We start from the raw sequence: 11,438 nt of genomic DNA, 5'->3' as shown, positions 1-11,438 counted from the left end.
GGCGGCGCGGCCGCGCCACCTGCGAACTCTGCTCGGCAAAATAGTGCTCCAGCAGCTGCTGCATGGCCGCCAGGCCCTGGCGCAGCTCACCGTTGGTCAGCTTCTGCGGATTGCGCACCAGCTCGCGCGTCAGCTGATCCAGCTGCTGCGCCAGCGCCTGGGTATCGGGTTTGCGTTCATCGCCGAGGCTGCTGGGGCGCAGGCGGCGAATAAAGCGCGCGTCGCGCAGGCGCAATACCGGGTGGATGCGGATGATGGCGTGGGCCAGCTGTTCGATATGGTGCAGTTGAAAGGCGTTGCCGTCGGCGTCGAGAAAACCGCGCCAGGTGCACACCGTGCCGTCGTCGGCCAGCTCGCCTTCGCAGCGGTAATGAATGCGGCTCAGGCCATCCTCGCCCTTGACCCACAGCGGCGTCAGGTGGCGATAGCGCGGCAGGTGCGCATGGCCGATGTCTTTTTCGCAGAAGGTGAACACCACCTGCAGGTGGCGCTCTTTAGCCGACTCTTCACCGGGGGGGAAATGGAAGTCGTGCGCTTCAAACCGATACAGCTTCTGCTCCGGCGCCAGCAGCAGCGTCAGCGCATCCAGCAGGCTGGATTTACCCCAGGCGTTTTCGCCGAGCAACAGCGTGTTGTCGTCCAGCATCAGGGACAGCCGATTAATGCCGCGAAAACCTACAATTTCGATACGCTCCAAGAACATCCGCCGCCTCCCGTGCGCGCCGTCGCCTCTTCAATGAGGTGACCTTCACAGAGCATGGTCAAAAAACCCCTTGCAGGTCAAGCGGCCAACGTCAAATCTGCCGCTTTACTCCGGCCGGGCTTTTGGTTAGCGTGTGCTCCTCGCCGCCGTTCGGCGCGCTTCAAAACTCAAGGACACAAGCTGCACCATGTACTCAGGACTGTTGATTATTCTGTTACCGCTGATTGTCGGTTACCTCATTCCCTTACGCCATCGCCCGCTGCTGGTGCTGATCAACCGGCTGCTGAGCTGGATGGTGTACGTGATCCTGTTTTTCATGGGTATCAGCCTGGCGTTTATGGAGGATCTCAGCAGCAACCTGGTGCTGATCTTCCAGTACAGCGCGGTGTTCTTCTTCTGCATTCTCTGCGCCAATCTGCTGTTGCTGGCGCTGCTGGAGCGGCGCATGCCGTGGCGCAGCAGCCATAAACAGGAAAAGCTGCCTTCGCGCGTGCACATGGCGCTGGAGTCGCTCAAGCTGTGCGGCGTGGTGCTCGGCGGCTTCCTGCTCGGCCTGACGCAGTGGCAATGGCTGCAGTTCGCCCATAAAGGCAGCGAATATGCGCTGATCTTCCTGCTGTTGCTGGTCGGCATTCAGCTGCGCAACAGCGGCATGACGCTGCGCCAGATTGTGCTCAACCGCCGCGGCACGCTGGTGGCGTTGGTGGTGACCGTCGCGTCGCTGGCCGGCGGCGCGCTGGCGGCGCAGCTGCTGGGGCTGCCGGTCAAGGCCGGGCTGGCGATGGCCTCCGGCTTCGGCTGGTATTCGCTGTCGGGCATTCTGATCACCGACGCCTACGGCCCGGTGATGGGCAGCGCCGCGTTCTTCAACGATCTGGCGCGCGAGCTGGTGGCGATCATGCTGATCCCGACGCTGGTGCGCCGCAGCCGCTCCACCGCCCTCGGCCTGTGCGGCGCCACCTCGATGGACTTCACCCTGCCGGTGCTGCAGCGCAGCGGCGGGCTGGACATGGTGCCCCCCGCCATCGTGCACGGCTTCCTGCTCAGCCTGCTGGCGCCGGTGCTGATCGCCCTGTTCTCCTGATCCTTTCCCCTGGGGGCCGCCCGGCCCCCAAAGGGTAATAATTCCCATCCGCACGGCAAAATTGCGCTAAATCAAACTTGCCCGCAGTAGTCGCACAAAAGCCTTTTGCAACCCCGATCGTCGATCTATGCTTTTAAACAAGCATTACAAATGCAACTTTAAAAATAAAAGGAAGCGACTATGTTCTGTGTGCAATGTGAACAAACCATCCGTACCCCGGCAGGCAACGGCTGCGCGTATGCTCAGGGCATGTGCGGCAAGACGGCGGAAACCTCCGATCTGCAGGATCTGCTGGTGGCGGCGCTGCAGGGGCTCTCCGCCTGGGCGCTGCAGGCGCGTTCGCTGGGCATCGTCGACCACGAGATCGACAGCTTCGCCCCGCGCGCCTTCTTCTCCACCCTGACCAACGTTAACTTCGACTCTCAGCGCATCATCGGCTACGCGCGCGAAACCCTGCTGCTGCGCGATTCGCTGGCCGCCCGTTGCCGGCTGCTGGACGCCGGCGTACGCGTCGATCACCCGATGGCGGCGCTGCAGCTGGCCGGTGACGATATGCCTGCGCTGCTGCAACAGGCGGCGCAGTTTGCCCTCAACAGCGACAAGACCGAGGTAGGCGACGACGTCCACGGGTTGCGCATGCTGTGCCTGTATGGCCTGAAAGGCGCGGCGGCCTATATGGAACACGCGCACGTGCTCGGCCAGTTCGACGAGCAGCTCTATGCCGACTACCACGCCTTTATGGCCTGGCTCGGCACCCGGCCGCGCGACGTCGACACCCTGCTGAACAACGCCATGGGCATCGGCAAGATGAACTTCAACGTGATGGCGATCCTCGATCGCGGCGAAACCCAAGCCTACGGCGATCCGCAGCCCAGCGCGGTCAACGTGCGCCCGGTGGCCGGGAAAGCCATTCTGATCTCCGGCCACGATCTGAAAGATCTGCGTATGCTGCTCGAACAAACCGAAGGGCAAAACGTCAACGTCTACACCCACGGCGAAATGCTGCCGGCGCACGGCTATCCGGAACTGAAAAAATTCAAGCATCTGGTGGGCAACTACGGCAGCGGCTGGCAGAACCAGCAGACGGAATTCGCCAAATTCCCCGGCCCGATCGTGATGACCTCCAACTGCATCATCGATCCGAACGTCGGCAACTACGGCGATCGCATCTGGACCCGCAGCATCGTCGGCTGGCCGGGCGTCAACCATCTGGAAGGCGACGACTTCGGCGCCGTGATCCGCCAGGCGCAGGGCATGAACGGCTTCCCTTACACCGAGATTGAGCACCTGATCACCGTCGGCTTCGGCCGCCAGACGCTGCTGAACGCCGCCGACACGGTGATCGATCTGGTGTCGCAGAAAAAACTGCGCCACGTCTTCCTGGTCGGCGGCTGCGACGGCAGCCGCGACGAGCGCAGCTACTTCACCGACTTCGCCCGCAGCGTGCCGCAAGACTGCCTGATCATGACGCTGGCCTGCGGCAAGTACCGTTTCAACAAGCTGGACTTCGGCACCCTGGAAGGGCTGCCGCGCCTGCTGGACGTCGGCCAGTGCAACGACGCCTACTCCGCCATCATGCTGGCGGTCAAGCTGGCGGACACGCTCGGCTGCAGCGTCAACGAGCTGCCGCTCAGCCTGGTGCTGTCCTGGTTTGAACAGAAGGCGATCGTCATTCTGTTGACGCTGCTGTCGCTGGGGGTGAAAAACATTGTCACCGGCCCGACCGCGCCGGGCTTCCTAACCGACAACCTGATGGCGATCCTCAACGAGAAATTCGGCCTGCGTCCGATCACCACCGTCGAGCAGGATATCAACGCGCTGCTCGCCTGATGCCGTTACGTTATGGGGCCGCCTGCGCCGGCCCCTTTGCTTTTTGAGGTGCCCCGATGACTCAACCCACTCCGCTTTGCCCGAACCGCATGCAGGTGCATTCCATCCAGCGTGAAACCGCCGACGTCTGGACGCTGAACCTGATCTGCGACGTTTTCTACCCCTATCAGGCGGGCCAGTTTGCGCTGGTCAGCATCCGCAACAGCGAGGAGACGCTGCGCGCCTATACGCTCTCCTCCTCGCCCGGCCAGAGCCGCTTTCTCAGCATCAGCGTGCGCTGCCTGCCGGACGGCGTCGGGTCGCGCTGGCTGACGCAAGAGGTCAAGCCCGGCAACACGCTGTGGCTGTCCGATGCCCAGGGCGAGTTCAGCTGCGAGCGTCACCCGGCCGATCGTTATCTGATGCTGGCCGCCGGCTGCGGCGTGACGCCGATCGTCTCGATGTGCCGCTGGCTGACCGCCAACCGCCCGGCCTGCGATATCGCCGTGATCTTTAACGTGCGCACCCCCGCCGACACGATTTTCGCCGATCAATGGCGCGCGCTGTGCGCCGCCCATCCGCAGCTGCGCCTGACGCTGATGGCCGAGCGGGATCTGCAACCCGGCTACCTCAGCGGCCGCATCGATGAACAGACGCTGCGGCAGGCGGCGCCGGATATCGCCGAACGCACGGTGATGACCTGCGGCCCTGCGCCCTACATGGAACAGGTGGAGCAGCTTTGCCGCCGGCTCGGCGTGCCGGCCGAGCGTTTCCATAAAGAGCAGTTCCACACGCCGACAACGCAGGCCGATGCCACCGAAGGGCTGACGCTGCGCGCCGCCCGCCCGCTGCGCGAATTCCGCGTGCCAGTCGGCAGCACGCTGCTGGCGGCGATGGAGGCCAATGCCCTGCCGGTCAACGCCGCCTGCCGCGCCGGGGTGTGCGGCTCGTGCAAAACCCGCATCCTCGAGGGCGACTACACCACCACCAGCACCATGACGCTGAGCGCAGAAGAGGTAGCGCAAGGCTACGTGCTGGCCTGCAGTTGCCAGCTGCAGGGCGACGTCACATTGGCGTGATCCCCAGGCCCCATCGCCGCGATGGGGCATTTATCGGCAAGCTCCCTCATCCCCGCCCGGTTACACTTTCCTCCGTCCTACGCTCTTTACCCTTCCTGACCGCATCTCGTCCACAGCCGGTAAGCTATGCTTGCAGTTGTTCTGCTGACACTCACCGGATCGAGTACACATCGTTTTTCAAACCATGTTTGGGGGAACCATGAAGCAAACCGTAGCCACACTGATCGCCAAAACGCTGGATCAAGCCGGCGTAAAACGCATTTGGGGCGTGACCGGCGATTCGCTCAACGGCCTGAGCGACAGCCTGCACCGCATGGGCACCATCGAATGGCTGGGCACCCGCCATGAAGAGGTGGCCGCCTTCGCCGCCGGCGCCGAAGCCCAGCTCACCGGCCAGCTGGCGGTGTGCGCCGGTTCCTGCGGCCCCGGCAACCTGCACCTGATCAACGGGCTGTTCGACTGCCACCGCAACCATGTGCCGGTGCTGGCGATCGCCGCACACATTCCTTCCAGCGAAATCGGCAGCGGCTACTTCCAGGAAACGCATCCGCAGGAGCTGTTCCGCGAATGCAGCCACTATTGCGAGCTGGTTTCCAACCCGGAACAGCTGCCGCGCGTGCTGGAGATCGCCATGCGCAAGGCGATCCTCAACCGCGGCGTCTCGGTGGTAGTCTTGCCGGGCGACGTGGCGCTGCGCATGGCGCCGGAGGACGCGACCCTGACCTGGCATACCCCGGCGCTGCCGCTGGTGCAGCCGCCGATGAGCGAGCTGAACAAGCTGGCGGAGACGCTGAATCAGGCGAAGAACATCACCCTGATGTGCGGCAGCGGCTGCGCCGGCGCGCACGATGAGGTCGTCAAGCTGGCCGAGCTGCTGCAGGCGCCGGTGGTGCACGCGCTGCGCGGCAAGGAGCACATCGAGTGGGATAACCCGTACAGCGTCGGCATGACCGGGCTGATCGGCTTCTCCTCCGGCTATCACGCGATGATGAACGCCGACACGCTGGTGCTGCTCGGCACCCAGTTCCCCTACCGCGCGTTCTACCCCACCAACGCCAATATCATTCAGATCGACATCAACCCCGGCAGCATCGGCGCGCACTGCCCGGTCAACATGGCGCTGGTGGGCGATATCCACACCACCCTCAGCGCCCTGCTGCCGCAGCTGGAGCCCAAGCGCGACCGGGCGTTCCTCGACAAGGCGCTGGAGCATTACCGCAACGCGCGCAAGGATCTCGACGGGCTGGCGACCGCCAACGACGACCAGCCGATCCACCCGCAGTATCTGGCGCAGCAGCTCAGCCAGTACGCCAGCGACGACGCCATCTTCACCTGCGACGTCGGCACGCCGACGGTGTGGGCCGCCCGCTACGTGAAAATGAACGGCAAGCGCCGCCTGCTCGGTTCGTTCAACCACGGTTCGATGGCCAACGCCATGCCGCAGGCGATCGGCGCCCAGGCCACCGCGCCGGATAAACAGGTGATCGCCATGTGCGGCGACGGCGGCTTCACCATGCTGATGGGGGATTTCCTGTCGCTGGCGCAGCTCAAACTGCCGGTGAAAATCGTGGTGTTCAACAACAGCGTGCTGGGGTTCGTGGCGATGGAGATGAAGGCCGGCGGCTATCTGACCGACGGCACCGACCTGCATAACCCGGACTTCGCGGCGATCGCCAACGCCGCCGGCATCAAGGGCATCCGCGTGGAAAAAGCGTCGGATCTGGACGGCGCGCTGCAGGAGATGTTGGCGCACCCCGGCCCGGCGCTGCTGGACGTGGTCACCGCCAAGCAAGAGCTGGCGATGCCGCCGCAGATCAAGTTCGAACAGGCCAAAGGCTTCAGCCTGTACATGCTGCGCGCCATCATCAACGGCCGCGGCGACGAAGTGGTCGAGCTGGCGAAGACCAACTGGCTGCGCTAAGCAAGCTGCCCCCGGTGAAATAAGGGTATATGATGCCATGTACCCTTTTCCTCTCCCTTACATTCCAGGAACCCTATGCTTATCGATCTACGCAGCGACACCGTCACCCGCCCCAGCGCCGCCATGCGCCAGGCGATGGCTCAGGCAGAGGTCGGCGACGACGTCTACGGCGATGACCCGACGGTCAACGCGCTGGAGGCCGAGGCGGTACGCCTGTCGGGCAAAGAAGCGGCGCTGTTTTTGCCCAGCGGCACCCAGGCCAACCTGGTGGCACTTCTGAGCCACTGCCAGCGCGGCGACGAATATCTGGTCGGCCAACAGGCGCACAACTATAAATACGAGGCCGGCGGCGCGGCGGTGCTGGGCAGCATCCAGCCGCAGCCGATCGAGGCCGACGCGGACGGCACGCTGCCGCTGGATAAGCTCGCCGCCGCCATCAAACCCGACGATATCCACTTCGCCCGCACCCGGCTGCTGAGCCTGGAAAACACCATCAGCGGCCGAGTTCTGCCGCAGGCGTACCTGCAGCAGGCGTGGCAGTTTACCCGCGAGCGGCAGCTGGCGCTGCATATCGACGGCGCGCGCATCTTCAACGCCGCCGTGGCGCTGAACCTGCCGTTGAAAGAGATCGTGCAATACTGCGACACCTTCACCATTTGCCTGTCGAAAGGATTGGGCGCGCCGGTGGGATCGCTGCTGTGCGGCAGCGAGGCCTTCATTCAGCGCGCGCTGCGCTGGCGCAAGATGACCGGCGGCGGGCTGCGTCAGGCCGGCATCCTGGCGGCGGCCGGTCTTTACGCTTTGGAGCATAACGTCGCGCGGTTGCACGACGACCATGACAACGCGGTCTGGCTGGAGCAACAGCTGCGGCAGATCGGCGTAGAGATCGCCGAACCCGGCGCACAGACCAACGTGCTGTACCTGCGCCAATCACCGGCGCTGGCGGCCAAATTCGGCCCGTGGATGCGCGAACGCGGCGTGCTGATCAGCAGCGGCCCGCTGACGCGCATTCTGACCCACCTCGACGTCAGCCGTCAGGATCTGCAGCGGGTGGTCGAGCTGTGGCGAGAGTTCCTCCAGCAGCACGCCTGATCCCTCCTCCCCGGCGCGCCGGGGAGCCCTTCACCGCCCGCCGATGGCCTCGACAAAACGGCGAGTGATCTGCTGCGGGCGCGTAATGGCGCCGCCCACCACGACCGCATGCGCCCCCAACGTCAGGCAGCGTGCGGCCATCGCCGGCGTTTCGACATTGCCCTCGGCGATGACCGGCACCGGCACCGCCGCCAACACCGCGCGCAGAAAATCGAAATCGTCCTCCGCCAGTCGGGCGCCCCGGCTTTCGGCGGTATAGCCGTGCAGCGTGGTGCCCACGCAGTCGAACCCCAACCTGGCAGCCTCTTGCGCCTCTTCCACGGTGGCGATGTCCGCCATCAGCAGCAGCCGGGGATACCTGGCGCGGATCGCGGCAACCAACGCCGCCAGCTGCAGCTCCCCTGGCCGAGGGTGGCCGGTCGCGTCCAGCGCAATCATCTGTGGCGCCGCAGCCATCAGCTCATCGATTTCACGCAGGGTCGGCGTGATATAGACATCGCTACCGGCATAATCACGCTTGATAATGCCGATCACCGGCAGCGCCACCGTGCGCATGATGGCTTTAACGTCTTCGACGCCGTTGGCGCGGATCCCTGCCGCACCGCCTTGCTCAGCCGCCAGCGCCATGCGTGCCATGATAAAATCGCTGTGCAGCGGCTCGTCGTCCAGTGCCTGGCAAGACACCACCAGCCGGCCCTTAATCTGCTGCAAAATGGAAAGCGTCATAAATCCAACAACTCCTCGACTTCGTTTTTAATAATGGTCACGTGCGGGCCATAGATCACCTGAACGCCGTTGCCGCGAACGATCACCGCCCGCGCGCCGCTGGCCTTCAGTCCGCCCTCGTCCAGCAACCGGCTCTGTTTTACCGTCACGCGCAGCCGCGTGGCGCAACAATCCAGTTCGACGATATTCTCTTTGCCACCCAGCGCCGCCAGCACCTGCTGCGAGCGTTCAGTGCCGCTCATCACCGTTTCCGGCACGGTTTCCACCTCACGCCCCGGCGTTTTGAAATTGAAGCGCAGGATCAGGAAACGGAACGTGAAGTAGTACAGGAAGAACCAGGGCACCCCGACCAGCGGCACATACATCCAGTGGGTTTTCGCTTCGCCCTGCAGCACGCCGAACAGCATGAAATCGATAAAACCGCCGGAGAACGTCTGGCCGATGGTGATATGCAGAATGTGCGCGATCGCGAACGCCAGGCCGTCGAACAGCGCGTGCACCACGTACAGCGCCGGCGCGATGAACAGGAACGAGAATTCGATAGGCTCAGTGATGCCGGTCAGGAAAGAGGTCAGCGCCGCCGACAGCAGCAGCCCGCCGACGCGCTTGCGGTTCTCCGGGCGCGCGCTTTGGTACATCGCCAGGCAGGCGCCGACCAGGCCAAACATCATAGTGATAAAGCGGCCGGACATGAAACGCGCCGTGCCGATGTAGAACTGCTGCGTATTCGGGTCGGCCAACTGGGCGAAGAAAATGCGCTGCGTGCCTTCCACCAGCTGTCCGTTGATCACTTCGCTGCCGCCGAGCGCGGTGGTCCAGAACGGCAGGTAGAAGATGTGATGCAGGCCGAACGGCCCAAGCATGCGCAGCACGAAGCCGTAGATAAAGGTGCCGAGATAGCCGCTGGCGTCCACCAGGCCGCCCATGCCGAAGATCAGCCGTTGGAAAGGCGGCCACACCACGGTCATCAGGGCGCCGACCGCCATCGCCGCCAGTGAGCTGACGATAGGCACAAAGCGCGAGCCGCCGAAAAAGCCCAGGAACGGCGGCAGCGCTATTTTGTTGTAGCGGCCGTGCAGATACCAGGTCACCAGACCGATGACTACCCCGCCGAACACCCCGGTCTCCAGCGTCTGGATCCCGAGAATCGTTCCCTGCCCCAGCGCGCCGGCGTTCTGCGTGGCCAGCGTGCCGTTGATTTTCAACAGCGCATTGATGGTGGCGTTCATCACCAGATAGGCGATCAGCGAGGCCAGCCCCGCCGTGCCCTTGTCGCTTTTGGCCAACCCCACCGCCACGCCGACCGCGAACAGGACCGCCAGGTTGGCGAACACGATGGCGCCGGCGCTGGCCATCACCGTAAATACGCTTTGCAGCCAGCCGACGTCGAGCCAGGGATACGCCTCGACGGTATTGGGGTTGGACAGCGCACCGCCGATCCCCAGCAGCAGGCCGGCCGCCGGCAGCACGGCGATCGGCAGCATGAACGATTTGCCGAACAGCTGGGCTTTTTCGAACCAGCCGCCGGAGCGCGACAATTCTGGTGTTGACATAAATTTTTCCCCGCTATCATTTTTATGATGAAAATTTTTACCACATTAAAATTTATTTAATGGAAATTTTATTCATAACGATGATCGGCTTCACAATCCGTCGATTTTGCTGGCGAGCGGCGGCGTCTTTCCGCCACAATAGAAACGGGCATACTCAGAAAGGTAACGTGATGAATACAGGCAACTTGTTATTGCGGCTGCGGCAGGATTTGGCGGGGTACAGCCCCACGCTGCAAAAGCTCGGCAACTATCTTCTTGCGGAGCCCTCCCGCGCCGTTTACCTGACCATCACCGAACTGGCGCGTGAAAGCGCCACCAGCGAAGCCAGCGTCACGCGGCTGTGCCGCCATCTGGGCTGTAAAGGCTATACCGAATTTAAAATGGCGCTGGCCCTCAGCCTGCAACAAAACCAGCCGGAGGCGACGACGCGGCAAAGCGCAACGGAAAATTTGGTGGAAGAGAGCGTGCAGGCGCTGCGGGATACCGACGCGCTGTTGGATCCTCAGGCGCTGCAACAGGCGGCGGACAGCCTGCAGCGTTGCGCTTCGGTACAGATTTACGGCGTCGCCGCCAGCGCCATCATCGGCGATTTTCTGCACTACAAACTATTGCGCTTCGGCAAACCGGCGCAATTGTTCAGCGACATGCACCGGGCGGCGATGAACGCCGCCTCGCTGAGTGAGCGGGATCTGCTGATCGTCATCTCCAGCTCCGGCTCCACCAAGGACGTGCTGCATGCGGTGGCGTTGGCCAAAGGGCGCGGCGCACGCGTGATCGCAATCAGCAACACCCAACGCAGCCCGCTGGCTAAAATGGCGGATACGCTGTTGGTGGCGGCCAAACCGGAAGGGCCGCTGACCGCCGGCGCCCTGCCGGCCAAGGTCGGCGCCATGCTGCTGGTGGAGTTGATGATCGCCGAACTGGCTCAGCGCGATCCCGCCTACGCTCAGGCGATGCAGGCCACCGCGAGCGCTACCCTACCGCTGCTGTTGTAATCAGAAGATCCAGCGGCCATAAACCCAGTACCACAGCCCCAGCACCGCCACCAGGTTGAGCGCCACGCTGAGGATGAACCAGGTTTTAAACGGCTGCTTCTGGGTTTTGTGGCGAAACAGCTGCTGTGCCGCCAGTGCGCCCAACCACCCGCCCAGCGCGCCGAACAGCAACAGCGTCGCCTCCGGTACCCGCCGCCACCCTTTGCGCGCCGCCAGCTTATCGCCGCCGTAGATCAGAAACGTCAACAGGTTGGCCAACAGCAACCACATCCACACCGGATGCAGCGAGAACAGGCTGGCGACCAGCGCCAGGCCCAGCAGGGCGTAACAAATCACATTGAGCTTCATGACATCCGGTTTTTCGTTCGGTAAGGGGGCGCGTAGTGTGAACCTGCGCCATGATGGATGCAACCGGCTTATACCCATACAAAAAGTGCATTTAAACCCTGAATTTGGCATCCTGTCGTTCTGCCAAT

General features: G+C 63.4%; 10 protein-coding genes. 6 read left to right on the top strand and 4 right to left on the bottom strand.

Features of this window, described 5'->3' with window-relative positions:
* Positions 1-703: DUF2813 domain-containing protein (locus tag ACJ8QI_RS04430; RefSeq protein WP_442532122.1), on the bottom strand; the 703-nt coding region annotated here is incomplete at its 3' end.
* 187 nt (positions 704-890) lie between these two features.
* On the opposite strand from ACJ8QI_RS04430, the gene ACJ8QI_RS04425 reads away from it, so the two are divergent.
* The 5 genes from ACJ8QI_RS04425 to ltaE all read left to right on the top strand — a co-directional run bounded on the left by ACJ8QI_RS04425 (position 891) and on the right by ltaE (position 7,688).
* Entirely contained in the window at positions 891-1,787 is an 897-nt protein-coding gene (locus ACJ8QI_RS04425; protein WP_004928363.1) for a lysine exporter LysO family protein, read from the top strand.
* Positions 1,788-1,967: 180 nt separating this feature from the next.
* Entirely contained in the window at positions 1,968-3,617 is a 1,650-nt protein-coding gene (hcp, locus tag ACJ8QI_RS04420) for a hydroxylamine reductase (RefSeq protein WP_164113778.1), read from the top strand.
* 56 nt (positions 3,618-3,673) lie between these two features.
* Complete coding sequence (hcr, locus tag ACJ8QI_RS04415; RefSeq protein WP_084826498.1) at positions 3,674-4,675, top strand: NADH oxidoreductase; 1,002 nt, start codon at positions 3,674-3,676, stop codon at positions 4,673-4,675.
* Between the two features lie 199 nt (positions 4,676-4,874).
* Positions 4,875-6,596, top strand: coding sequence for a ubiquinone-dependent pyruvate dehydrogenase (poxB, locus tag ACJ8QI_RS04410; protein WP_442532121.1), 1,722 nt, complete (start codon positions 4,875-4,877; stop codon positions 6,594-6,596).
* 75 nt (positions 6,597-6,671) lie between these two features.
* The gene (gene ltaE / locus ACJ8QI_RS04405; RefSeq protein ID WP_442532120.1) at positions 6,672-7,688 is read left to right on the top strand and encodes a low-specificity L-threonine aldolase; all 1,017 of its coding nucleotides are present in this window, start codon (positions 6,672-6,674) and stop codon (positions 7,686-7,688) included.
* A 30-nt stretch (positions 7,689-7,718) separates the two neighbouring features.
* Here the strand turns inward: ltaE and ACJ8QI_RS04400 are convergent, their stop codons facing one another.
* Positions 7,719-8,414: an N-acetylmannosamine-6-phosphate 2-epimerase gene (locus ACJ8QI_RS04400; protein WP_442532119.1), complete on the bottom strand. Its 696-nt coding sequence runs from the start codon at positions 8,412-8,414 to the stop codon at positions 7,719-7,721.
* Entirely contained in the window at positions 8,411-9,967 is a 1,557-nt protein-coding gene (locus tag ACJ8QI_RS04395; protein ID WP_387442642.1) for a PTS transporter subunit EIIC, read from the bottom strand. Before ACJ8QI_RS04395 ends, ACJ8QI_RS04400 begins: the two co-directional genes overlap by 4 nt.
* A gap of 167 nt (positions 9,968-10,134) precedes the next feature.
* Here ACJ8QI_RS04395 and ACJ8QI_RS04390 point away from each other — a divergent pair, with 167 nt between their 5' ends.
* Complete coding sequence (locus ACJ8QI_RS04390) at positions 10,135-10,962, top strand: MurR/RpiR family transcriptional regulator (RefSeq protein WP_442532118.1); 828 nt, start codon at positions 10,135-10,137, stop codon at positions 10,960-10,962.
* Here ACJ8QI_RS04390 and ACJ8QI_RS04385 read toward each other — a convergent pair whose 3' ends face one another.
* Positions 10,963-11,310, bottom strand: a complete 348-nt coding sequence (locus ACJ8QI_RS04385) for a DUF1294 domain-containing protein (protein ID WP_033654657.1) — start codon at positions 11,308-11,310, stop codon at positions 10,963-10,965. It lies immediately after the preceding gene.
* Positions 11,311-11,438 lie beyond the last annotated feature (128 nt).

This window comes from Serratia sp. CY84636 (assembly GCF_052166245.1).
GTDB lineage: Bacteria > Pseudomonadota > Gammaproteobacteria > Enterobacterales > Enterobacteriaceae > Serratia > Serratia nevei.
Note: the sequence above shows the minus strand (reverse complement) of the source record. Positions and strands in the feature narration are given on the sequence as shown.

Bases quoted from the DNA above. Each gene is read 5' to 3' on its own strand.
- hcp (WP_164113778.1), top strand. From the start codon at position 1,968: ATGTTCTGTGTGCAATGTGAACAAACCATCCGTACCCCGGCAGGCAAC.
- ACJ8QI_RS04425 (WP_004928363.1), top strand. From the start codon at position 891: ATGTACTCAGGACTGTTGATTATTCTGTTACCGCTGATTGTCGGTTAC.
- ltaE (WP_442532120.1), top strand. From the start codon at position 6,672: ATGCTTATCGATCTACGCAGCGACACCGTCACCCGCCCCAGCGCCGCC.
- ACJ8QI_RS04400 (WP_442532119.1), bottom strand. From the start codon at position 8,414: ATGACGCTTTCCATTTTGCAGCAGATTAAGGGCCGGCTGGTGGTGTCT.
- ACJ8QI_RS04395 (WP_387442642.1), bottom strand. From the start codon at position 9,967: ATGTCAACACCAGAATTGTCGCGCTCCGGCGGCTGGTTCGAAAAAGCC.
- ACJ8QI_RS04385 (WP_033654657.1), bottom strand. From the start codon at position 11,310: ATGAAGCTCAATGTGATTTGTTACGCCCTGCTGGGCCTGGCGCTGGTC.
- hcr (WP_084826498.1), top strand. From the start codon at position 3,674: ATGACTCAACCCACTCCGCTTTGCCCGAACCGCATGCAGGTGCATTCC.
- poxB (WP_442532121.1), top strand. From the start codon at position 4,875: ATGAAGCAAACCGTAGCCACACTGATCGCCAAAACGCTGGATCAAGCC.